The organism is Azospirillum oleiclasticum (genome assembly GCF_013423485.1).
Lineage (GTDB): Bacteria > Pseudomonadota > Alphaproteobacteria > Azospirillales > Azospirillaceae > Azospirillum > Azospirillum oleiclasticum.
Genome location: NZ_JABFFR010000027.1, coordinates 98,136 through 120,085 on the forward strand (window position 1 = coordinate 98,136; position 21,950 = coordinate 120,085).

25 protein-coding genes are annotated in these 21,950 nt (G+C 70.0%); 9 read left to right on the forward strand and 16 right to left on the reverse strand.

The genetic code is table 11. From position 1 onward, the window contains the following. Nucleotides 1–61: 61 nt before the first annotated feature. Nucleotides 62–1,423: a flagellar hook protein FlgE gene (locus HL658_RS24555; RefSeq protein ID WP_180283768.1), complete on the reverse strand. Its 1,362-nt coding sequence runs from the start codon at nt 1,421–1,423 to the stop codon at nt 62–64. A 243-nt stretch (nt 1,424–1,666) separates the two neighbouring features. Here HL658_RS24555 and HL658_RS24560 point away from each other — a divergent pair, with 243 nt between their 5' ends. Next, entirely contained in the window at nt 1,667–3,106 is a 1,440-nt protein-coding gene (locus tag HL658_RS24560) for a cryptochrome/photolyase family protein (RefSeq protein WP_180283769.1), read from the forward strand. An 88-nt stretch (nt 3,107–3,194) separates the two neighbouring features. Continuing rightward, nucleotides 3,195–3,683, forward strand: a complete 489-nt coding sequence (locus HL658_RS24565; protein WP_180283770.1) for a GNAT family N-acetyltransferase — start codon at nt 3,195–3,197, stop codon at nt 3,681–3,683. Between the two features lie 15 nt (nt 3,684–3,698). Here the strand turns inward: HL658_RS24565 and HL658_RS24570 are convergent, their stop codons facing one another. The 3 genes from HL658_RS24570 to argE all read right to left on the reverse strand — a co-directional run bounded on the left by HL658_RS24570 (nt 3,699) and on the right by argE (nt 6,234). Continuing rightward, the gene (locus tag HL658_RS24570; RefSeq protein ID WP_180283771.1) at nt 3,699–4,574 is read right to left on the reverse strand and encodes a VOC family protein; all 876 of its coding nucleotides are present in this window, start codon (nt 4,572–4,574) and stop codon (nt 3,699–3,701) included. A gap of 61 nt (nt 4,575–4,635) precedes the next feature. Further along, nucleotides 4,636–4,959, reverse strand: coding sequence for a hypothetical protein (locus HL658_RS24575; protein ID WP_180283772.1), 324 nt, complete (start codon nt 4,957–4,959; stop codon nt 4,636–4,638). Nucleotides 4,960–5,061: 102 nt separating this feature from the next. Further along, a complete protein-coding gene (gene argE / locus HL658_RS24580; RefSeq protein WP_180283773.1) occupies nt 5,062–6,234 on the reverse strand; it encodes an acetylornithine deacetylase in 1,173 nt (390 codons plus the stop codon). A 159-nt stretch (nt 6,235–6,393) separates the two neighbouring features. Between argE and HL658_RS24585 the strand changes: the two genes are divergently transcribed. The 3 genes from HL658_RS24585 to HL658_RS24595 all read left to right on the forward strand — a co-directional run bounded on the left by HL658_RS24585 (nt 6,394) and on the right by HL658_RS24595 (nt 8,458). Continuing rightward, nucleotides 6,394–7,602 (forward strand): NnrS family protein, encoded by a 1,209-nt coding sequence (locus tag HL658_RS24585; RefSeq protein ID WP_180283774.1) that lies wholly within the window; start codon nt 6,394–6,396, stop codon nt 7,600–7,602. 63 nt (nt 7,603–7,665) lie between these two features. Further along, a complete protein-coding gene (locus tag HL658_RS24590) occupies nt 7,666–8,049 on the forward strand; it encodes a DUF2237 family protein (protein WP_211109836.1) in 384 nt (127 codons plus the stop codon). A 199-nt stretch (nt 8,050–8,248) separates the two neighbouring features. Continuing rightward, nucleotides 8,249–8,458: a cold-shock protein gene (locus HL658_RS24595; protein WP_180283775.1), complete on the forward strand. Its 210-nt coding sequence runs from the start codon at nt 8,249–8,251 to the stop codon at nt 8,456–8,458. Nucleotides 8,459–8,553: 95 nt separating this feature from the next. Here HL658_RS24595 and HL658_RS24600 read toward each other — a convergent pair whose 3' ends face one another. The 5 genes from HL658_RS24600 to HL658_RS24620 all read right to left on the reverse strand — a co-directional run bounded on the left by HL658_RS24600 (nt 8,554) and on the right by HL658_RS24620 (nt 12,616). Further along, the gene (locus tag HL658_RS24600; protein ID WP_180283776.1) at nt 8,554–8,913 is read right to left on the reverse strand and encodes a DUF3659 domain-containing protein; all 360 of its coding nucleotides are present in this window, start codon (nt 8,911–8,913) and stop codon (nt 8,554–8,556) included. Nucleotides 8,914–8,933: 20 nt separating this feature from the next. After that, the gene (locus HL658_RS24605; protein ID WP_180283777.1) at nt 8,934–9,269 is read right to left on the reverse strand and encodes a hypothetical protein; all 336 of its coding nucleotides are present in this window, start codon (nt 9,267–9,269) and stop codon (nt 8,934–8,936) included. Beyond that, nucleotides 9,269–9,535, reverse strand: coding sequence for a hypothetical protein (locus HL658_RS24610; RefSeq protein ID WP_180283778.1), 267 nt, complete (start codon nt 9,533–9,535; stop codon nt 9,269–9,271). Before HL658_RS24610 ends, HL658_RS24605 begins: the two co-directional genes overlap by 1 nt. Nucleotides 9,536–10,107: 572 nt before the next feature. Next, a complete protein-coding gene (mepK, locus tag HL658_RS24615) occupies nt 10,108–10,683 on the reverse strand; it encodes a peptidoglycan L,D-endopeptidase MepK (RefSeq protein ID WP_180283779.1) in 576 nt (191 codons plus the stop codon). A gap of 214 nt (nt 10,684–10,897) precedes the next feature. Next, entirely contained in the window at nt 10,898–12,616 is a 1,719-nt protein-coding gene (locus tag HL658_RS24620; protein ID WP_180283780.1) for a L,D-transpeptidase family protein, read from the reverse strand. Nucleotides 12,617–12,818: 202 nt separating this feature from the next. Here HL658_RS24620 and HL658_RS24625 point away from each other — a divergent pair, with 202 nt between their 5' ends. Continuing rightward, nucleotides 12,819–14,138 carry a pentapeptide repeat-containing protein gene (locus tag HL658_RS24625; protein WP_343055313.1) on the forward strand — a complete coding sequence of 440 codons (1,320 nt, stop codon included), beginning with the start codon at nt 12,819–12,821 and terminating at the stop codon, nt 14,136–14,138. A 3-nt stretch (nt 14,139–14,141) separates the two neighbouring features. Here HL658_RS24625 and HL658_RS24630 read toward each other — a convergent pair whose 3' ends face one another. Continuing rightward, nucleotides 14,142–14,888, reverse strand: a complete 747-nt coding sequence (locus tag HL658_RS24630; RefSeq protein WP_343055314.1) for a DUF599 domain-containing protein — start codon at nt 14,886–14,888, stop codon at nt 14,142–14,144. A 179-nt stretch (nt 14,889–15,067) separates the two neighbouring features. On the opposite strand from HL658_RS24630, the gene HL658_RS24635 reads away from it, so the two are divergent. Then, nucleotides 15,068–15,859: an MlaA family lipoprotein gene (locus HL658_RS24635; RefSeq protein WP_180283782.1), complete on the forward strand. Its 792-nt coding sequence runs from the start codon at nt 15,068–15,070 to the stop codon at nt 15,857–15,859. Here HL658_RS24635 and HL658_RS24640 read toward each other — a convergent pair. Next, nucleotides 15,802–16,044 carry a ribbon-helix-helix domain-containing protein gene (locus tag HL658_RS24640; RefSeq protein WP_180283783.1) on the reverse strand — a complete coding sequence of 81 codons (243 nt, stop codon included), beginning with the start codon at nt 16,042–16,044 and terminating at the stop codon, nt 15,802–15,804. The two genes, HL658_RS24635 and HL658_RS24640, sit on opposite strands and share 58 nt — an antisense overlap. A gap of 143 nt (nt 16,045–16,187) precedes the next feature. Beyond that, nucleotides 16,188–17,588: a class II fumarate hydratase gene (fumC, locus tag HL658_RS24645; protein WP_180283784.1), complete on the reverse strand. Its 1,401-nt coding sequence runs from the start codon at nt 17,586–17,588 to the stop codon at nt 16,188–16,190. Nucleotides 17,589–17,836: 248 nt separating this feature from the next. Here fumC and HL658_RS24650 point away from each other — a divergent pair, with 248 nt between their 5' ends. Both HL658_RS24650 and HL658_RS24655 read left to right on the forward strand, forming a co-directional pair. Further along, on the forward strand, nt 17,837–18,124 hold the full coding sequence (locus tag HL658_RS24650; protein WP_180283785.1) for a hypothetical protein: 288 nt from the start codon (nt 17,837–17,839) through the stop codon (nt 18,122–18,124). A 188-nt stretch (nt 18,125–18,312) separates the two neighbouring features. Beyond that, a complete protein-coding gene (locus tag HL658_RS24655) occupies nt 18,313–18,528 on the forward strand; it encodes a hypothetical protein (RefSeq protein ID WP_180283786.1) in 216 nt (71 codons plus the stop codon). Between the two features lie 53 nt (nt 18,529–18,581). On the opposite strand, the gene HL658_RS24660 is transcribed toward HL658_RS24655, so the two are convergent. The 4 genes from HL658_RS24660 to HL658_RS24675 form a co-directional block, all read right to left on the reverse strand. Beyond that, the gene (locus HL658_RS24660) at nt 18,582–19,286 is read right to left on the reverse strand and encodes a glutathione binding-like protein (RefSeq protein ID WP_180283787.1); all 705 of its coding nucleotides are present in this window, start codon (nt 19,284–19,286) and stop codon (nt 18,582–18,584) included. 121 nt (nt 19,287–19,407) lie between these two features. Then, on the reverse strand, nt 19,408–20,208 hold the full coding sequence (locus tag HL658_RS24665; protein ID WP_180283788.1) for a MetQ/NlpA family ABC transporter substrate-binding protein: 801 nt from the start codon (nt 20,206–20,208) through the stop codon (nt 19,408–19,410). 13 nt (nt 20,209–20,221) lie between these two features. Continuing rightward, nucleotides 20,222–20,890: a methionine ABC transporter permease gene (locus tag HL658_RS24670; RefSeq protein WP_180283789.1), complete on the reverse strand. Its 669-nt coding sequence runs from the start codon at nt 20,888–20,890 to the stop codon at nt 20,222–20,224. Beyond that, complete coding sequence (locus HL658_RS24675; RefSeq protein WP_180283790.1) at nt 20,856–21,920, reverse strand: methionine ABC transporter ATP-binding protein; 1,065 nt, start codon at nt 21,918–21,920, stop codon at nt 20,856–20,858. The genes HL658_RS24670 and HL658_RS24675 overlap by 35 nt, the downstream gene beginning before the upstream one ends. Between the last annotated feature and the right edge of the window lie 30 nt (nt 21,921–21,950).

Consider the following 21,950-nt stretch of genomic DNA (forward strand, 5'->3'; position numbering starts at 1 on the left):
CTCCGGACCGGAGGAGGGGGTGTTCGTTTTTTGGCCCGGTTCGCGACCGCCGTGGCCGTCATCACACCTTCAGGCCCATCGCCGTCTGCGTCATCTCGTCGGCGGTGCTGATGATCTTGGTGTTGGCGGAATAGGTGCGCTGGGCGACGATCAGGGTGGTGAACTGGTCGGCGATGTCGGTGTTCGACTGCTCGATGGCGCCGGTGGCCAGCGCCGCCCCCACCGTCATCGGCGTCTCGCCCTCGGGCGAGGCCTCGCTGCCGAAGGTCTTGAGCCGCAGCTCGCCGCTGTTCTCCGTCACCCGGAAGGCGGTGCCGCTGACCGATTCCAGGTCGGTCGGGTTGATCACCACGCCGTTGGGAACCTGGTAGAAGTCGCGGTACTCGCCGTTGCCGTAGGTGGCCCGCACATAGCCGTCGCTGGTGATCTCCACATCGCGGTAGGTGCCGGCGGCGATGCCGTCCTGGCCGCTGGACATGCCGGTCAGCGGCACGTCGGGCACGCTGCGGATGCCGGCCAGCGACCCGTACTGGCCGATGTTCAGGGCCACGTTGTTGAAGTTCGACCCCAGCGCCAGGGCGAAGGTGACATCCTCGCCGTCGGTGCCGCCGGTGAGCGTGCCGTCGGGCCCGAAGGTGATGCCGCCGAGCAGGCCGGTGGCGGCGGTGCGCAGCACGGCGCTGCCGTCGTCGTAGACGGCGCCGTCCTCGTACACCTCCCAGTTGGCGGAGCCGTCGGCGTTGTCCGCGGTCTTCTTGAAGGTCAGGGAGACGGCGGCGTAGCGGCCCTCGTTGTCCACCGCGCGGATGGTCGTCGGGATGCCCTTGAACGGATCGTCGCCGTCCGAGCTCGCCGACGCCGGCAGGTTGCCGGCGACCGACAGGGTGGTCGATCCCTGGTAATAGCTGCGCATCTCATCGACCGACACCAGCTCCAGGTCGTTGACCGAGGTGCCGTCGGCGATGGTGTTGCCGGAGCTGTCGAGCTTGAAGCCCATCAGCGCCCGGCCGGTGCTGTTCACCAGATTGCCGTACTGGTCTTCGGAGAAGTCGCCGGCGCGGGTCAGCTCGGGAATGCGGTTGTTCGCGGTGAGCTGGGCGGAGGTCAGGGCCGGGTCGCCGGTCGCCTGGTCGATCTCCTGGACCAGGAAGAAGCCGTTGCCGATGATGGCGGCGTTGGTCGATTGCCCCGTCTGCTCGATCGATCCGGTGCTGTCGGTGCGCAACCGCTCGCCCGGACGCACGCCGGCGCCATCCAGCCGGTTGCTGAACCGGTCGGTGACCACGAAGTCCGAGAACTGTGCCTCCGACCGCTTGTAGCCCGTCGTCCGGGCGTTGGCGATGTTGTCGGAGATCACGTTCAGGGCATGGCTCTGGGCGGTGGCCCCGAGGACGCCGTTGGACAGGATCCGGTTGATCGACATGCTGCTCCTCCGCGCCTTATGCGCCGCGATGATCGACCATCCGGAAAGCACGTCGCGTGCCAGTTCATAACATATTGATTTGACGCGATCTTTCGCGACGGAGCGGACGCGGCGCCATGGTCGGCCCGCGGCAATTCCGTCAGCACCCGGCAGGAAAGTGCCGGTCGCCTTTGCCGTCCGCCCCCGCCGATCCATCTCATCCGGCAGTTCCGTCCCTGTCGTCCACGGCCCCTTTGGAGCCCCATGCCCGCACCCGTCATCGTCTGGTTCCGCCAGGATCTGCGCCTCGCCGACAACCCCGCCCTGAGTCTCGCCGCCGCCAGCGGCGCGCCGGTGATCCCGCTCTTCGTGCTGGAGGAGGGCGGGCGCCCACTCGGCGGCGCGTCGCGCTGGTGGCTGCACCACGCGCTGGCGCGCCTGGCGGGCTCCCTGGCGGCGCTGGGCTCGCCGCTGGTGCTGCGCCGCGGCGAGCCGGCGGCGGTGCTCGACGCGCTGATCGCGGAGACGGGGGCGGACACGGTGCTGTGGAACCGCCGCTACGAGCCGGACGCGGTGGCGGTCGACAGCGCCATCAAGGCGGGCCTGCGGGAGCGCGGGCTGACGGTGCGCAGCCACAACGCCGCCCTTCTGTTCGAGCCGTGGGAGATCCGCAACAAGTCCGGCGACCCCTTCCGCGTCTTCACCCCCTTCTGGCGCGCCTGCCTCGGCGCCCCGCCGCCGCCCCGGCCGCTGCCCGCCCCGGTGTCGCTGACGTCCCCGGCCAAGCCGGTGACGGGCGATGCGCTGGACGGCTGGGGCCTGCCGCCGACCAAACCCGACTGGGCCGGCGGCCTGCGCGAGGCCTGGGTGCCGGGGGAGGCAGCGGCGCGTGAGGGTCTGCTGGATTTCCTCGACGGGCCCGTGGCGACCTATGGCGGCGACCGCGACCGGCCGGGGATCGACGGCACGTCGCGCCTGTCGCCGCATCTTCGTTTCGGGGAGATCGGGCCGCGGCAGGTCTGGCACGCCGCCCGCCACGCCGCCGACGCCCGGCCGGGTGCGGCACCGGGGGTAGACGCCTTCCTGCGCGAGATCGGCTGGCGGGAGTTCTCGGTGCATCTGCTGCACGCCAACCCCGGCCTGCCCGACACGCCGCTCGACCCGCGCTTCGCCGCCTTTCCCTGGACCGACGACGCGGCGGCGGCCGGGGCGTGGCGGCGCGGACGCACCGGCTACCCCATCGTCGATGCCGGCATGCGCCAGCTCTGGGAGACCGGCTGGATGCACAACCGCGTGCGCATGATCGCCGCCAGCTTCCTGATCAAGGATCTGCTCCAGCCCTGGCAGACGGGGGAGGCGTGGTTCTGGGACACGCTGGTGGACGCCGACGCCGCCAACAACGCCGCCGGCTGGCAATGGGTGGCCGGTTGCGGGGCGGACGCCGCCCCCTTCTTCCGCGTCTTCAACCCGATCCTGCAGGGCGAGAAGTTCGACCCCGACGGCGCCTATGTCCGCCGCTTCGTGCCGGAGCTGGCAAAGCTGCCCGACGCCTGGATCCACAAGCCCTGGCAGGCGCCCCCGGCGGTGCTGTGCGCGGCCGGTGTGACGATCGGGCGCGACTACCCGGCTCCCATCATCGACCACGCCCTGGCGCGCGACCGCGCGCTGGCCGCCTTCAAGGCGGTGAAGGGGGAGGGCGGGTGAGGGCGGCGTCACGGGCGCCGCCGCGTTCCGACGTTTCGGCCGACTGCGGTCCTGACGTATGGTCGCGCTGTCCATCAATGGAGTGTCCATGCCCGCCGACACCGTCACCGTCCGCCCGGCCGTCGAGGCCGACGCCCCCGTCATCCCCGCCTTCATCCGCGAGCTGGCGGTCTTCGAGAACGAGCCCGACGCGGTGAAGGCGACCGAGGCCGATCTGCGGCGCGACGGCTGGGGCGAGCGCCCCGTCTTCGAGGCGATGATCGCCGAGCTGGACGGCGCGCCCGTGGGCTTCGCCCTGACCTTCCGCAACTATTCGACCTGGGAGGGCCGGCACGGGATTTTCGTGGAGGATCTGTATGTGCGGCCGGAGGCGCGGCGGCACGGCGTCGGGCGCCGCCTGCTGGCCGCGGTGGCCCGTCGGGCGGTGGAGCAGGGCTGCCGGCGGATGGACCTGAACGTGCTGGACTGGAACCCGGCCCGCGGCTTCTACGCCGCGCTGGGCTTCCGGCACCTGGAGGAATGGCTGCCCTACCGCCTGACCGGCGACGCGCTGGGCGTGCTGGCGGCGGCGGAGTGACGGCCCGCCGGGCCCTTACGGAATCAGCCCGGTCAGGTCGAAGCTGACGGCGAAGGCCAGCATGACCCCGCAGGCGTGGGTGGAGTTCACCCGCAGCACGCCGTTGCCGCCCACCACCGGGAACTTGCTGCGCTGGAGCGCCTGCTGCGCGGTGGCGGTGTCGGTGACCCGGATCACCACCCCGGCCAGGAACGGCCGCGGCCGTTGCGCCAGCGGATCGGCGCTCCAGCCCCAGGCGATGGCGGCGGGCGGGGCGACCACCACCTGCGCCGTCCCGGCCTTGACCAGCCGCACCGGACCCACCGCCTCGACGGCCGCGTGGAACAGCCGGGCGTAGAGGGACGCGGTGCCGTCCGGATCGTCGGAGGCGACGACCAGCGCGGCGATCCCCAGCGCCCCGTTGTCGTGCTTCAGGTAGTCCGGCCGCCACACCGTGTCGCGCGTGTGGTGCTCGCACAGGAAGGCGCCGGCGCCGGGGATGGTCCCGGGGGGCAGCGGCGTGACGGTGAAGCGCGCGGTCCCCACCCCCTCCACCGGCCGGCCGAACTCGATGGGGTCGCGCGGCGCGAAGCCGTCCAGCGACAGCCGGGCGTGGGCGTCGCGCGCGTCCTCCGTCTTCAGGGCGACCGAGGCCAACCCTTCGCGCACGCGAAGGAAATCGGCGGTGCCGGCGGTGAAGGGGTGCTCGCCCTCCAGCGCCATCAGCTCCAGATAGTCGCCGTCGGCGAACATGATGGTGTGGTTGGCGGATTTCAGCTCGCTGTGGTGGCCGCGCGGGGTGGGAAGGAAGCCCAACCGGCTGTAGGCGTCGCGCGCCTGATCCAGGTCGCGCACCGCGATCACCAGATGGTCGATGCCGCCGATGCCGTTGCCGCCGTCCTTGCCAGCCATGATGCGCGCTCTCCGCCCGTTCCCCGCAGGGCGCGCACGATGCCACGAAACCGCGCGGGAATCACGCCGTTCGCGGCCGGCCCTTGTGGTTCTGCCGGTGGTCGATGCGGTCCATCAGCTCGGTCACCTCCAGCGCGTCGTCGAGCCGCCCGAGCATCGCCAGATTGCGGCCGTAGGTGGCGAGCGCCCCCAGCACCGCCCGCTCGTCGGTGACGCCGGGGATCGGCTGGCCGCTGCCATCGACGATCAGCACGCCCAGAGCGGCCAGCGCCTCGGCCACGTCATTGATGGCGCCGTCGAGCGAGCCTTCGTCCTCCTCATCGGCGGCCTTCAGCAGCGGCTCCAGCACGTCCTCCAGCGGGACGCCCTCGGTGGGCCATGTCATGCCTTGAACTCCCCTGGCACCGTGCGAGACCTCCGTCATCGGCGGTTTCCTGGAGAACAGGCCGCCGGGGCGTCTGTTGCACGCGGCCCGGCCGCCCGTGCGTCAGATGCCGTGGCGGGCGGCCTGGAGCAACCGGTCGAGGAAGGCTTCGGCCTTCGCCAGCTCCGCCACCTCCAGATACTCGTCGGGCTTGTGGGCCTGTTCGATGCTGCCGGGACCGCAGACCACGGCGGGGATGCCGGCCATGGTGCCGAACAGCCCGGCCTCGGTCCCGAACGCCACCTTGCCGTGCGCGTTCTGCCCGGCCAGCCGCTTCGCCAGGGTCGTCACCGGGTGGTCGGGCGGGGTGTCGAGGCCGGGGGCGGAGGACAGCTCCTCCCACGAGAAGCCGGTCGCCGGCTGCACCGCCTTCATCTCCGGCTCGAGCACCTCGTGGGCGAAGCGCTTCAACTCGGCCAGCATCGGCTCGGGCGGGTGCTCGGCCAGATGCCGGAACTCGAAATCGAAGAAGCATTCGAACGGCACGATGTTCAGCGCCGTGCCGCCGGCGATGACGCCGGTGTGCACCGTGCTGTACGGCACGTCGTAGGCGTTGTCGAACGGCCCCTGCTCGGCGAAGCGCCGCCCCATGCGGCGCAGGTAGGACACCAGCTCCGCCGCGTACTCCACCGCGTTCACCCCCTGCGGGGCGAGGGAGGAGTGGCAGGCGTGGCCGTGCACGTGGCAGCGCAGCGACAGCTTGCCCTTGTGCCCGAGCATGACCTGCATGTTGGTGGGCTCGCCGACGATGCACAGCGCCGGCCGCACCGGCATCGCCGTCAGCCGCTCCAAGAGCCCGCGCACGCCGATGCAGCCGACCTCCTCGTCGTAGGAGAAGGCGTAGTGGATGGGGGTGGCCAACTCCGCCTCCAGGAAGGCCGGGGCCATGGCCAGCGCCGCCGCCACGAAGCCCTTCATATCGGCCGTGCCGCGGCCGTAGAGCCGGCCGTCGCGCTCGACCAGCGTGAAGGGGTCGGTCGCCCAGTCCTGGTCATCCACCGGCACCACGTCGGTGTGGCCGGACAGGCAGACGCCGCCGCGGTCGGTCGGGCCGATGGTGGCGTAGAGGTTGGCCTTGCCGCCGTCGGCGTCGTGGATGAGCGTGCTGTCCACGCCCAGCGCCTTCAGATGGTCGCGGATGTGGTGGATGAGGTCGAGGTTGGAGTTGCGGCTGGTCGTGTCGAACGCGATCAGGTCGCGCAACAGCGTATGGCTCTTCAGGTCACTCGCCCGCATCGACACTCTCCACCGTCCCCCGTTTTCGGCAATCCCCTGATATGGGGTCGCCTTCCGCGACGCACCATGGTGCCACGCCATGCTGCGCTTGACGATGGTCAAGGAGGGTGGCGGCGGTCGGCCTAGGGTACGCCCGGACCCCGCGATGGAGACGCGCCCATGACCACCCGCACACTCAGCTCCTCTGGCTGGCTCGGCACGCCCATGCTGCTTGGCTACGGCTTCCGCCCCTTCTTCCTGCTGGCCGGCCTGTCCGCCCCGGCGCTGGTGCTGGTCTGGCTGGCGGTGCTCGCCACCGGCGGCTGGCCGGACACGGCGGTGCCGGCCCTGTCCTGGCACGGGCACGAGATGCTGTTCGGTTTCGTGATGGCGGCGGTCGCCGGCTTCCTGCTGACCGCGGTGCCGAGCTGGACCGGCTCGCCGGCGCTGAAGGGCGCGGGGCTCGGCGCGCTGGTGGCGCTGTGGCTGGCCGGCCGGGTGGTTGTGGCGCCGTGGAGCGGCGTGCCGCCGGCCGTCGCCGCGGTCATCGACCTCGCCTTCCTGCCGGCGCTGGGTGTGGCGCTGGCCCTGCCGCTGGTGCGCGCGGGCAAGATCGCCAACACCGCCTTCCTGGTGCTGCTGGGCCTGCTCACCGCCGCCAACCTGCTGTTCCATCTGGAGTGGCTGGGTCGTCTCGCCGACGGCGCGCGGCTGGGGCTGGCGCTGGGGATCGGGGTGGTGCTGATGATGGTCACGGTGATCGGCGGTCGCATCCTGCCCGCCTTCACCCGCAACGCGCTGAAGGCCCGCGGCGTGACGGCCGAGGTGACGACCCGCCGCTGCGTGGAGCGGCTGACGCTGCTGTCCACCGTGGCGATGATCCCGGTGGACCTGATCCTGCCCGGCAGTCTGTTGGCGGGCGCGGTGGCGCTGGTCGCCGCGGTGGCGCACGCGCGACGGCTGGCGGGCTGGCAGACGCGGCACACCCTGGGGCAACCGATCCTGTGGATTCTGCACGCCGGCTACGCCTGGGTGCCGCTGGCGCTCGCTCTCAAGGCCGCGCACGGGCTGGCCGGGCTGGTGGATGCGACGGCGTGGCTGCACGCGCTGACCGCCGGCGGCTTCGCCACCCTGATCCTGGCGGTGATGAGCCGCGCAGCGCTCGGCCACACCGGCCGACCCGTCGTGGCGACGCGGGTGACGGTCGCGTCCTACGCGCTGCTGCTGCTGGCTGCCACCCTGCGCACGCTGGCGCCGGAGCTGCCGGGTGGTGCCTACACGCCGGCGCTGCACGCGGCGGGGCTCGCCTGGGTGGCGAGTTTCGCCGCCTTCCTGTGGGTCTACGCCCCCATCCTCACCCGCCCGCGGGCCGACGGGCAGCCGGGCTGAACCTTGTCCGGCGCGCGCCCCCTCCCATCTTGTGGATGCACCGGACGGGAGGGGGAGACTGGCATGGACATGACGCGCAACCGCGGCCGCAACGTCTACGGCGAGCCGCTGGAGGATTGCTCCTTCGACCCGCTGACCGGCTTCTTCCGCGACGGCTGTTGCGGCACCGGGCCGGAGGATGTCGGCCAGCACACCGTCTGCGCCGTGATGACGGCGGAATTCCTGGCCTTCTCCAAGGAACGCGGCAACGACCTCAGCACCCCGGTGCCGCAATTCGGCTTTCCCGGCCTGAAGCCCGGCGACCAGTGGTGCCTGTGCGCCGGCCGCTGGCTGGAGGCGGCGGAGGCCGGCCGGGCCCCCCAGGTGCGCCTGCGCGCCACCCACGAGCAGACCCTGACCATCGTGCCGATGGAGCTGCTGCGGCGCCACGCGGTGGATCTGAACTGAGCGTGCCCTCGTGGCAATTCCGCGCCGGGAGCAATCTTTCGCTTGCATGTCGGGGGGAACAGGCCCATATCCGGCAAATCGAAGTTGCTCTGGGTTACGTGTTCTCCAGCCCTGTTCCGCAGGTCCGGGTTACTTCCCGAAGTGATTTGATGCCGCGGCACATGTTGTGTGGCGGCAACGCCAGAACGGGGACTGACCCATGGCCATCGGTACTGTCAAGTGGTTCAACACCATGAAGGGTTTTGGCTTCATCCAGCCGGAAGACGGCTCGGCTGATGTCTTCGTCCACATTTCCGCCGTCGAGCGCTCGGGCATCGGCAACCTGAACGAGGGCCAGAAGCTCTCGTTCGAGGCCGTGCGCGACCCGCGCCGCGGCAAGGTGTCGGCCGAGAACCTGCGCGCTCTCTGAGCGCTGCATCGGTTTGCGGGAAAGGGCGGCTTCGGCCGCCCTTTTTTGTTGCGCGCTGTTTGATGCTCGGCGTCCGCTGTCCGGATCCGGCGCGCTCAGTCGGAGCTCTCGCGGGTGCGCTGCAGGGTGCCCTGGCGGCGCCCGGCGTCGTCGCGGATGACCAGTTCCCCCTTGCTGAAGCCCGGCTCGACGCGTCCGACGGTGTGGCCGTCCTGATCGACCAGCGTGTAGCCGCCGTTGCCGTCCTCGGTGATCCGGCCGACCACCCGGCCGTTCCGGTCACGCACCGTGCCATCGGCCGCGACGTGGTTGCCCGGATTGAAGAGGTTGCCGGTGTAGCGTTCGGCCGCCGCTGCCGGCCCCGCGGTCGACAGCCCCGCGGCCGACAGGGCGAGCGCCACGGCGGCGGCGGCCAGCGTGGCGCGGAGGCGTCGTTGGATGGTCCTGTGCAACATTCGTGGCTCGTCTGTCGTCGTCAGTCCGGATTTTCCGCAGCGGCCAGGCGGCTGCGCGCCTCCTTGAGCCACAGGTCGCGGATCGGGCGGCCCCGTCCGGACCAGGGGACGTTGGTGGCGTTGTCCGCCTCGTAGAGGCTCTGGGCCAGGGCCTCCACCACCGCCCGCCCGGCGATCTGGCTTTCGCGGACGACGCGCTCCCGGCCGTCCTCCAGCCCCTTCACGCGGTACTGGTGCTCGCTGCCCTCGCGCGGCAGGAGCCGCTCGACGCGGAGGTCGCCGGACGGCGCGCCGCGCTTCACTTCCCAGCCGCAGAAATGCACGACCTGGCCGACGTGGTATTTCTGGCCGTCCATCACCGGTCACCAAGCTGGTCGGCGGTGTGATCGGCGGCCTTGGGGGCCTTCGCCTTGGTGGTCTTGCGGCCACCGGTGGCGCGGCGCGGCGCCTCGGCCTCCTTGCGCTCCCGGCGGGTGGTGAGCTCCGCCCGGATGGCGGGCAGCACGGCCGCCGCCTCCTTCTGCTGCTTCGCGGTGCCGGTCTGGGCCAGGCGCTCGGCGTTGGCGCCGAGCACACCCAGAGCGTCGTCGGCCATGGCGGGCAGCTTGTCGATGAGGGTCATGTCGGTGTCGCTTTCTGTAGGGGTCGGGCCGCGCGCCGCCGTCTTCCGGATGGGCGCAGGCGGCGATGCGCGTTTCCGCCAGCCGTCCGACCAGCTTCCGGCGGACGGGCTGCCGGGCGGGTGGGGGTTGGCCGCCCGCGGCGTGCCGCAGAGGGCGGCGAGTTCGCCGCTTCGAAACGCGACGCGGCTCCATCGATCGACCGGACCAGGAACCGCTTTTGCGCGAGGCATGCCGCCTCCGTCATCAATGGAAAAATCGCCCGTTCGGACAGGATGACGTCGACTTCAACCCATGAAATCGTCAATCAAACATACCGACAAATCTATCACAGAAACATCTGTGGGGCGAGTTTATTAAGTTTTATTTTTTCCGGGCGGTTTCAAGTCCGCTGAAGGTCATGGCGGTGCGACCGTCTTTTTGACATTTTTTTGATGGTTGGGGCTGTGCGAGCCCTCATCGGCCCGACGCGAGGGCCTGGAAAACGAAAAAGGCGCCGGACCCCCGTCGGGCCCGGCGCCTGCCGATGCGTTGCGCGGTGGTCCGGGTTGGTGCCCGGTCCGCCGTCAAGGGGTCACCACTGCCGCACCGGCCCGGTGTCGACATGGACGAACTCGCTCTCCGGGTAATAGCCGACGCCGCCCGCGCGCAGGCTGAGCGCCGCGCGGCGGAGCTGTTTCAGCGGGCGCCCGGGCAGCCGCAGGTCGATGGCGCGGCCCTGCATGTGGAAGCTGTTCTGCGCCACGCCATCGCTGGTTTCGCGCAGCATGGCGTTGGTTTCCGGCGAGCGGTAGCCGGACACGATGTGGACCGGCCCGCGGGACCCCATCATGCGGTTGATCTGGAAGAGGATGTCGAGGACGCGCGGATCGATCGCGTGGATCTCGTTGTTGCGGTGGTCGCGCAGCAGGCGGTTGATCGCCCGCAGGCCCTCGCGCGAGTAGCGCCCCTTCACCCAATAATCGACCTTCAGCGACTCGCCCGTGTGCAGGTTCTGCATGGCGAGCTGGCGCGCCGGCGCCTTGATCATCGCCATCGCGTCCACCGGCGACAGCACCGACGCCGCCACCGCCGCCCCGATGCCCAGCCGCAGGAAGTCGCGCCGGCCCGGCGCCGATGCGGGTTCGGTCCTAGCCTCAAGGTCCGTCATTGTCGTTCCCTATTTGCCCCGAACGCCTTCGATTTGGGCGCGTTTCAAGCGTGTCTTGGGAACGGTTAAGCGATTTTTGGGGCCTGTGTGTCAAGCAATCAATGGTTAACGAACCCAAGCCATTGACGCGGTTCGGCTTTGGCCGTGTTACGGAACGGTAACCCGGAGCGTCGCGGCGACCGGCCGGACGCCGTGCGCGGCGAATCACCCCCGCTCACCCCCGCGCCAGCGTGATCCGCGGCACCGACAGGCCACGGCGTGCGATCGCCTCCAGCAGCTCGCTGTCGCGGCCATAGACGTCGTCGCGGAACTGCAGCAGCCCGGCCTCGTCCACCCAGGCCGTCTTGTAGAGCAGGTGCACCGCCACCGGGCGGCGCACCGTGACCGTCTTCGTCTCGCGCCTGTCGAGATACTGCTGGCGCTTCTCCGCCGGCCAGTCGGGGTCGCCGGCCAGCACGAAGGCCGCGAGTGCCTTGGGATCGCCGACCCGCACGCAGCCGGAGGAGAAGGCGCGCACCGTCTGCCCGAACTTCTCGCGGCCGGGCGTGTCGTGCAGATAAACGTCGAAGCCGTTGGGTATGTTGAACTTCATCTGCCCCAGCGCGTTCTCTGGGCCGGGGTCCTGGCGCAGCTTCAGCCGGCCGATGCCGGTGCCGACCGCCTTCCAGTTGATGCGGCGGGAGTCCAGCGGGGCCGCACCGGCCGCCCAGCTCGAATAGACGGTGAAGCCCTTCTCGGCCAGATAGCCGGGGTTCTTCAGCAGCTTGGGCAGATAGTCCTCGCGCGCCAGACTCACCGGCACGGTCCAGGTGGGGTTGAGAACGACGGAGGTGATGGTGCTGGAGAAGATCGGCGTCCGCCGCAGCTTGGTGCCGACGATCACCCGCATGTCCTGCACAACCCGCCCGTTCTCCACGGCCTGGAGCCGGTAGTCGGGGACGTTGACCGCCACGTGCCGCTCGCCGAGGTCGGCGGGAAACCAGCGGGCACGCTCCATGTTCGCCACGACCTGGGCGATGCGGTCGGTGACCGGCACGTTCAGCGTGGCGACGGTGGAGGTGCCGACGATCCCGTCCACCTCCAGCCCGTGGCGGGCCTGGAACCGCTCCACCCCCTGCCGCAGCGTGGCGTCGTAGAGGTCGGAGGCGGAGGCCGCCCCCGTCATGTCGCCGCTGGCGGCGAGACGCTGGCGCAGCGCCCGCACCGCCGGATCCCTCATGCCCGGTTCCAGCTTCGCCGCGCGCGGGGCCGGCACCCGCGGCCAGCCGCCCGCGGCGTCCGCCGCCCGCAGCGCCGCCAGCGCCGCCTTCAGGCCGGCGTGGTCACCCTGCGGCGGGGCCAGCGCCTCCAGCGCTGCGGCGGGATCGGCGGCGGCGGCAACCGCGTTGCCGATCGCCACCGGGTCCATCGCCGGCGGGGTCACCGCGAAGTCGACGCTGACCGACCGTGGCGCGATGCGCCCGGCGCGCCGATGCGTGGCAAGGGCGATCACCCCGTCGGTCAGAAGCAGTTCCAGCTCGACCGGCGTCGTCTCATCACTGTGGGCGTCGAGACTATGGGCGTCGAGCCGCCGGGCGATCGGCCCGGCGTGGTAGTCGTCCGCCGCCAGCCCGTCCAGCCCGGCCGCTTGCAGCGCCGCCAGCGCCTTGCGGCCGGCGTCCCGCACCGACCCGTCGTCACCCAGCCACAGCGGGCGGAACCCGCGCTGGGCGTAGAAGCGGCGGAGCATCGGCAGATCCACCGGGCGCCCGGCCACCGTGCGCCGCTCCTCCACCAGCCGCCGCGCCAGCGCCACGTCGGGAGCGATCACGCGAATCGTCGCGGCGGCGTCCACGGTGGGCGTGGCGGGCGGGTCCACGGGCAGTGTCCCGGCAGCCGCACCCCAGACCGGGGCGAGGGCGAACGCAAGGATCAGTCGCGCGAGAGGGGTCATGCTGGCCTCGAATGTCGCGGATCAATATTTTACGGCGTTGACGCTGTCCAGGATGTGTTCCTGAAATGCCGCAGCTCGTGACAAACTCGCAACAACTCGCACGAAGGGGTTAGCACAGTCGATCGAGGCACCCATTCAGGCTTCGGTAACACATGTTCGCGCATACTCACTTTTGCTTGTTACAACTTGAAAACAAATTGCCGTGTCGACCTCACACAACCCCATCGCGTTCCCGTCAGCGCCTGTCCGGCCGGATCAGCTGGGCGATGTGCTCGACCGGCATGTGCGTTGGGTGAAGGGGCTTCCCGGCGGCATGCGCGCCAATCTGGCGCTCGCCGACCTGGAAGGGGTGGACTTGGCACACCGCGACCTGCGCGCCGCGACGCTCAGCGGCGCCCGCCTTGGCCGCTGCCGGCTGCACGCGACCAACCTCGCCGGTGCCGACCTGTTCTGCACCGACCTGCGCGACGCCGACATCAGCCGCGCCAACCTGACCCAGACCGATCTGCGCGGCGCCCGCCTGCGCGCCGCCGACTTCACGGAGGCGAACCTGCGCGGGGCCGACCTCGGCCCCGGCACGCCGGAGGATGGCAGCCGCGCCCGCGCGCTCGCCGGCAACCGCCCCGACGACGCCACCGCCCGCACCCGCCAGGACATGCGGGAGGCGCTGCTGGCCGTGCTGCACGCGGGCGCCGACACGCCGGTCGCCGAGGGGGTGCGCACCGACCTGACCGGCGCCGTTCTGCGCAAGGCGGTGCTGACCCAGGCCGACCTCAGCGGCAGCATCCTGCAGAACGCCGACCTGTCGATGGCGGTGCTGATCAACGCCAACCTGACGGGCGCGCGGCTGAACGGCGCCAACCTGACCGGGGCGACGCTGACCGGTGCGGTGATGGCCGGGGCCGATCTGGTCGGCGCGCGGCTCGCCGAGGTGGACCTCAGCCAGATCGACCTCAGCGGCGCGCTGACGGCGCGCCCCCTGGATACGCTGGGCTCGGCCATCCAGCGCGCCATCTACGATCACGAGCGCTGGATCGAGAGCTTCGGCAGCCGCGGTACGCGGGCGGAGCTGGACGGCATGGACCTGACCCGCGCCGACCTGCGCGGCGTCAACCTCAGCGCCGCGTCCCTGCGCGGCATCCTGCTGACCGACGCGGCGCTGTGCGGCGCGCGCTTCATCATGGCCGACCTGTCCGGCGCCGATCTGGAGAACGCCAACCTGATCGGTGCGGACCTGTCGGGCGCCAACCTCAGCTACGCCAAGCTGTCCGGCGCCGACCTGACCCGCGTCCGCCTCGGCCCGGCCGAGATCAAGGACCCCTCGGGCAAGCCCACCGGCCGCTCCTGGGCCGCCAACCTCACGGGTGCCGACCTGCGCCGCGCCGCTCTGGTGGGGTCCTGCCTGGTGCAGGCGAACCTGTCCGAGGCCATCCTGGAACAGGCGGCGCTGGACGGGGCGGACATGACCGGCGCCCGGCTGGGCCGCCACGCCAACGGCCGCCTGCCGCCGCGGCGGCGCTGACGGCTATCGGCCGTCCGGCCCCCACGGTTTCGGCAGCTCTTCCAGCAAATCCGTCTGCCGGGAGATCAGCCGTTCCGAGCGGGAGAAGCCCTGCCGGCGCACCAGCACCACGAGCACCCCCGCGGTCGCCAGGATCAGGGCAACCGGCCCGATCATCCAGGCCAGCGCCGCCAGTGCGAAGTAATAGCCGCGCAAGCCACCGTTGAAGGCGAGGATCGCCAGCGTCAGCGACCCGGAAATGGTCTCGCTGGTCACCCGCCGGATCTCGCCCTCCACCGGCGGCATCGGGGCCGAGCCGATCAGCGCGATGGTGTAGTTGAACTGCCGCAGCGACCAGGTGAATTTGAAGAAGATGTAGATGAAGATGGCGACGAGCAGCGCCATCTTCACCTCGAAGAAGTCGCGCGATGTCTTCGCCATGATCGACAGGTGCGAGATGATCTCGTGCGCGGTGTCGATGGCGCCGAAGGAGCCGATCAGGCCGGCGAGGATCAGCATGGTGGTGCTGGCGAAGAAGGTGGCGCTGCTCATCGTGTGGCCGACGAGCTGGCTGTCCATGATGCGGTTGTCGCGCTCCAGCATGCGGTCGATCCAGTGCCGGCGGATCACCACCAGATGCTGGTTGATGCCGCGCCGGCCGCGCAGGACCTGATCCTGGATCAGTGTGTAGACCCCCCACAGCCCCGCGAACCAGCAGAGCGCGAACAGATCCAGCGGTGTGGCATCGGGCGCGATCAGGTCGGTCGGCACGGGTCGGTGTCCAAGGGGTCGGTGTCCAGGGGTGGGGGTGGTCGCCATCCGGTGTAATGCGCCGGCCGGATGGCTGTCCAGACGCCGCCGCATCTTCCGCACCGCAACGAGACGAGGGTGGCGCCGGTGGGGTCCATGCTACACTCCGCCGCAGCCCCCAACCGCGCGGGAGTTGTCGCGTGCCCCGGTCGTTCCTTGCCGTGCTCCTGCTCCTGCTGCCGCTCCAGACGCTCGCCCCCGCCACGGCGCGCGCCGAATCACAGGCGGAGGCGCCCCCCGGAACACCATGGTTCGACACCTACAGCCGGATCATGTTCAGCCTCAACCAAGCGGTCTATGGAGCGCTGGAGCGCAAGGCGGATCCCGGCAACAACGAGGCCGCCGCCGCGCCACCACCGGCCTGGCTGACGGGTGTCGGCAACATGGCGGCCAATCTCGTGAACGAGCCGATGTCGGTGGTCTCCGCCCTGGTGGCGGGGGAGCCGCAGGCGGCCGCCGCGGCGGCCGGGCGCTTCGCGGTCAACAGCACGGTCGGGCTGCTCGGCTGGTACGACGTGGCCAGGGGCTGGGGGCTGGAGCCCTACCACACCGACCTCGGCCTCGCGCTGTGCGCGCACGGGGTGGGGGAGGGGCCGTATCTGGTGCTGCCCTTCATCGGGCCGCGCACGCTGCGCGACGGCATCACCGATGTGGTGGTCACCAACGTCCTTCTCTATTCGATGTTCGCGCCGCTGTTGCCGGCCAATTCCGGCTGGCAGACCATCGTGATGGTGGAATCGATCGAGATCGTGGCCGACATGGCGGCGACGCGCCAGATCGACACCCGCGCCAAGGCGCTGGCCTTCGACGATTACGACGCCATGCGCGACCGCTACCTGACCCAGCGCCGCGCCCGCTGCGCCGCCCTGACCGGTCAGTCGTCGGAGCCGTCGCCGGCACCGCCCTCGGGACCGGTGGCGGCGGCGCGGTAGGCGTTCAGGATGTGGACGCGGATGGCGCTCGACAGGTTGCCGCTGCGCGTCGCGTCGATCGCCTCGATCAGCGCGTTGACGGACAGGTTGCGCCGCCGCGCCACCTCCTTCAGCGCGTCCCAGAACTCCTCCTCCAGCGACACGCTGGTGGGATGACCGGAGATCAGCACCGAACGCTTCTTCATGGAACGACCCCCCTCGGCCGCCCCGCTGGTCCGGTCGCGAGCGCCTGCCCGGTCCCCCCTGGACCGGGTCAGGGCCGGCGACCGCCGGGGATTGTCATGCCGGACACCCTTGCCATCACCACCACTGTCGCCAGTTTAGCCGTTCATCGCGGCCCGGTCATGTCCTCCGGTCGGACCCACTGGTCGAACTGTTCCGCCGTCAGCAGCCCCAGCGCGACGCCGGCTTCCTTCAGCGTGGTGCCCTCCTTGTGCGCCTTCTTGGCGATCCTGGCGGCGTTGTCGTAGCCGATGTGCGGGTTGAGCGCGGTGACCAGCATCAGGCTCTCCCGCATGAGCTGGCCGATGCGCTCGCGGTTGGCTTCGATGCCGACGACGCAGTTGTCGGTGAAGCTGACGGCCGCGTCGGCCAGCAGCCGGATGGACTGCAGCACGTTGTAAATGATCACCGGCTTGAAGACGTTCAGCTCGAAATGGCCGGTGGCGCCGGCGACGGTGACGGTGGTCTGGTTGCCCATCACCTGGGCGGCGACCATGGTCAGCGCCTCCGACTGGGTCGGGTTGACCTTGCCCGGCATAATGGAGGAGCCCGGCTCGTTCTCCGGCAGCGACAGCTCCCCGATGCCCGAACGCGGGCCGGAGCCCAGCAGGCGGATGTCGTTGGCGATCTTCATCAGCGACACGGCGACGGTGTTGAGCGAGCCGTGCGCCTCCACCAGCGCGTCGTGGGCGGCCAGCGCCTCGAACTTGTTCTCGGCCGTGACGAAGGGCAGGCCGGTGATGCGCGCCACCTCCGCCGCGAAGGCTTCGGCGAAGCGCGGCCGTGCATTCAGCCCGGTGCCGACCGCGGTGCCGCCCTGGGCGAGTGCCAGGAGCCGGGGCAGGGCGGCCTTCACCCGCTCGACCCCGTAGCGCACCTGTGTGGCGTAGCCGGAGAACTCCTGGCCCAGCGTCAGCGGCGTGGCGTCCTGGAGATGGGTCCGGCCGATCTTGACGATTCCGTCGAACTCCGCCGCCTTGGCCGCCAGGGCCGCGTGCAGTTGCTCCAGCGCCGGGATCAAGTGATGGTGGATCTGCTCGGCGGCGGCGATGTGCATCGCGGTGGGGAAGCTGTCGTTCGACGACTGCCCCATGTTCACATGGTCGTTGGGGTGGACCGGGGTCTTGCTGCCCATGGTGCCGCCCAGCCGCTCGATGGCGCGGTTGGCGATCACCTCGTTGGCGTTCATGTTGGTCTGGGTGCCCGATCCGGTCTGCCAGACGACCAGCGGGAAATGGTCGGCCAGCGTGCCGTCCAGCACCTCGTCCGCGGCGGTCGCGATGGCGTCGCCGAGGCGGCGGTCGAGCGCGCCCAGCGCCATGTTCGCCAGCGCGGCGGCCTTCTTCTGGATGCCCAGCGCGCGGACCATGGCGGCGGGCATGCGTTCCCCGCCGATGCGGAAATTCTGCAGCGAGCGCTGGGTCTGCGCCCCCCAGTAGCGGTCGGCGGGAACCTCGATCGGGCCGAAACTGTCGGTTTCCGTGCGAACGTCCGGCTTGCCGGTCATGATGTCCTCTCGCTGTGGGCGGATCGGTATCTTCACCGACTGTTCGTCAAACCCGCCGCCGGGGCAAGGGGTGTCGGCGGCGATTCCGGGGGACGGGCGCGACCGCCAGGCCGGGAAAACCCGTCCTGCTGCATCGTGTTCTTCAAAAGTTCTTGATTTGCCGGACGGACGATGCCAGCTTGAACCGGAACACATCAAGAACCAATTCTTCCCATTCTCCATTCCACCCCGCCTGAACGGAGGACGCGATGGACAGCCGCCTGGATCACCTCTGGACCGACAGCGACCCGCACTGGACCTCCTCCGCGGCGGAGGAGACGGTGCGCGCACCCATCGCGCGCGGGCGGGTGGGGGAGATGCTGACGCGCGGCTGGCGACTGTCCGGCTCCGGCGACGAAAGCGTGGTGTGGATGGAGGGACCTTCCCCCGACGGCCGGCCGCAACCACTGGCCAACCCCGTCGCGGCCCTGATGGCACGCGCCTGGGATCGGGCGGCCACCGCCGACGCCGAGCGGCCGTACAGCGTCGCCGCCTGACCGGGAGTACAGGTTTTTCTACCCCCTCGGTATACCTCGATAGATAAAAATCCGCCGCTGGGGGTAGTTCCCAAGATAAGGCTCTGTAGAGGGTGCCGTTAGTAAGTCATTAACTCCGCTCCTGTCAAATAACCTCATCAAGACGCACCACCCAGCCCCGCCACCGGGCAAGACGAAAGGGTCGAACGATGAGCGTTATCGCCAAGATGCAGAACATCAACGCGGCTTCCCTGGCGCACATCAGCCTGCTCGACGATTTCATCAAGTTGACGCAGGAGAAGGTCGTCGGTCACGCGGACCCGTTCGTTCGCGAAAGCCTGGGCGAGCTGCTGGACTCCTTGCGGCACGAGCGCCAGGGCTATGTGACCCTGCTCGGTTCTTCCCCGATGGGAAAGGCGGCCTGATACGCCGCCCGGGGGTGGGAAACGTCGGGTCCGGGCGGACCCGACGTTGACGCTCAACCCTTCGGCGCGGTCGCCGCGGTCTGTCCGAACAGGATCTTCTTGCTCTCCTCGTTCACCGTCGGCTGGGTGTTCACCGCCTTGCCCTTCTCATAGGCGCGGACGGTCGCCGGGCGCTCCGCGATGGCGGTGAACCAGCGCTTCAGGTTCGGGAAGTCATCAAGGTTCTGCTGCTGGCGCTCGTGCGGCACGATCCAGGGATAGCAGGCCATGTCGGCGATGGAGTAGTCGTCGCCGTTGATGAAGGCCCGTCCCTCCAGCCGCTTGTTCAGCACGCCGTAGAGCCGGTTCGTTTCCTTGACGTAACGTTCCATGGCGTAGGGGATTCGTTCCGGGGCGTACTGGACGAAATGATGGTTCTGCCCGGCCATCGGCCCGAGGCCGCCCATCTGCCAGAACAGCCATTCCAGCACCGTCTTGCGGCCGCGCAGGTCGCCGGGCATGAATTTGCCGGTCTTCTCGGCCAGATAGACGAGGATGGCACCGGATTCGAAGACCGACACCGGCTCGCCGCCGTCCGCGGGGGCGCGATCGATGATGGCGGGCATACGGTTGTTGGGCGCGATGGCCAGGAATTCGGGCCGGAACTGCTCGCCGGCGGAGATGTTGACCGGCTTGATCTCGTAATCGAGACCGGCTTCCTCCAGGAACAGCGTGATCTTGTGGCCGTTCGGTGTCGGCCAGTAATGCAGTTCGATCATCGCGACGCTCTCCTTGCTTCGGACATCGCCGCAATGTCGTATGCCCGGCCCCCCGCGTCCAGGGCATGGCGGCGGCATGAGCCGCATGCGCCGGACGCAGGGTGACGTGGCACGGGAGCTGTTACCAGGCCGGAACCACGGCGTTCTTGAACTTCTCCAGCACGAAGCGCTTCACTTCGTCGGAGTGGTAGGCGCCGACCAGCGTGGCCACCCACGGCTGGTCCTTGTCCTTGCCGCGCACCGCGATGATGTTGGCGTAGGGGCTGTCGGCGTCCTCGCGGGCGATGGCGTCCTTCACCGGGTCGAGACCGGATTCCAGCGCGTAGTTGGTGTTGACCGCGGCGGCGTCCACGTCGTCCAGCGAGCGCGGGAGCTGGGCGGCGTCCAGCTCGACGATGCGCAGCTTCTTCGGATTCTCCACGATGTCGAGCGGCGACGCCTTCAGCCCGGCGCCCTGCTTCAGCTTGAGCAGGCCGCGCGCCTGGAGCAGCAGCAGCACGCGCCCGCCGTTGGTGGGGTCGTTGGGGATGGCGAAGGAGGCGCCGGGCTTCAGCTCCTCCAGGCTTTTCACCTTCTTGGAATAGATGCCGATGGGGAAGACCACGGTCTTGGCGACGCTGACGAGGTCGAAGCCGCGGTCGCGCACCTGGTTGTCCAGATAGGGCTGGTGCTGGAAGGAGTTGGCGTTCAGCTCGCCCTGCGCCAGCGCCTGGTTCGGCACCACGTAGTCGGAGAATTCCAGCACGCGGATGTCCAGCCCCTGCTTGGCGGCGATGGGCTTCACCTGTTCCAGGATCTGGGCGTGCGGGCCGGGCGTCACGCCGATGGTGATGGTCTCCGCCCCAGCAGGCAAGGCGGCCGGCAGGGTGGCGAGGAGGGCGGCGGCGCCCGCCAGGGCGCCGAGCAGACGGGTGCGAAGCATGATCGGGTGTTCCTTACGAGGTCGGGTTGCGTTTGTTGACGCGGCGCGCGATGCGGTCGCCGGTGGACTGCACGAGCTGGACCAGCACGACCAGCACGATCACCACCGCCAGCATCACCTCCGGCAGGAATCGCTGGTAGCCGTAGCGGATGCCGAGGTCGCCGAGACCCCCGCCGCCGACGGCACCCACCATCGCCGAGTAGCCGATCAGGCTGACCACGGCGAGCGTCAGGCCGAGCGCTATGGCCGGCAGCGCCTCTGGCAGCAGCACCTTCACGATGATCTGGAATGGGGTGGCGCCCATGGCCTGGGCCGCCTCGATCAGGCCGCGGTCCACCTCGCGCACCGCACCCTCGACGATGCGGGCGATGAAGGGAATGGCGGCCACGGTCAGCGGCACGATCGCCGCCGCCGTGCCGATGGAGGTGCCGGCGACCAGCCGGGTGAAGGGGATGATGGCCACCACCAGGATGATGAAGGGGGTGGAGCGGGTGACGTTGACCACCACCCCGGCCACCCGGTTGAAGGCCAGGTTCTGCAGCAGCTCGCCGCGACCGGTGACGGCCAGCAGCACGCCGAGCGGCAGCCCGGCCAGCGTGCCGAGCGCGCCGGAGACCGCCACCATGTGCAGCGTCTCCAGCGTCGCCTTAACCAGCAGCGCGTAGACTTCCGGGGAGAGCATGGCCGATCACCTCGACGCCGAGATTGTTGACGCGCAGCAGGCTGATGGCGGCCTCGATGGCGGTGGTCGTGCCCACCGCCTCCACCACCAGCGTGCCGAAGGGGGAACCCTGGATCTCGTCCACCTGGCCGTGCCAGATGTTGAGGTCCAGGTTGAACTTGCGGCTGAGCATGCTGATCACCGGCGAGGTCGCGCGGTCGCCGGTGAAGGTGATGCGCAGCACCGGGTTGGCGTCGGGCGCCGGGACCGGCGACAGCCGGTGCCGCAGGCTGTCCGGCAGGCCGCGGTTGACCACCGGATCGACGAAGCCGCGGGTGGTGGCGTGGACGGGGTGGGCGAACACGTCGAACACCGCCCCCTTCTCCACGATCCGGCCGCCGTCCAGCACCGCGATCCTGTGGCCGATCTCCTTGATCACCGCGATCTCGTGCGTGATCAGCACGATGGTCAGGGAGAGCCGGCGGTTGATGTCGGCCAGCAGTTCCAGGATCTGGCCGGTGGTTTCCGGATCGAGCGCCGAGGTCGCCTCGTCCGACAGCAGCACCTTCGGCCCGTTGGCGAGCGCGCGGGCGATGCCGACGCGCTGCTTCTGGCCGCCCGACAGCTCCGCCGGGTAACGGTCGCGCTTGTCGGTCAGCCCGACCAGCTCCAGCAGCGGGTCCACCGCCTGCCGGATCGCCGCCTTCCTCACACCCGCCAGCTCCAGCGGCAGCGCCACATTGTCGTAGACGGTGCGCGAGGAGAGCAGGTTGAAATGCTGGAAGATCATGCCGATCGACCGGCGCGCCGCCCGCAGCTCGGCGGCGGGCAGGGCGGTGAGTTCGACGCCGTCCACCAGCACCCGGCCGGCGGTCGGTGTCTCCAGCAGGTTGATGGTGCGCAGCAGGGTGGATTTGCCCGCCCCCGACCGGCCGATGATGCCGAAGATCTCGCCGCGCCCGACCGTCAGGTCGATGCCGGAGAGTGCGGGCACCGGCGCGCCGCCGCCGCGCGCCGGATAGGTCTTCTCGATGGATTGAAGCTTGATCATGCCGCTGTCCTTCCGCGGGACTTCGATGCC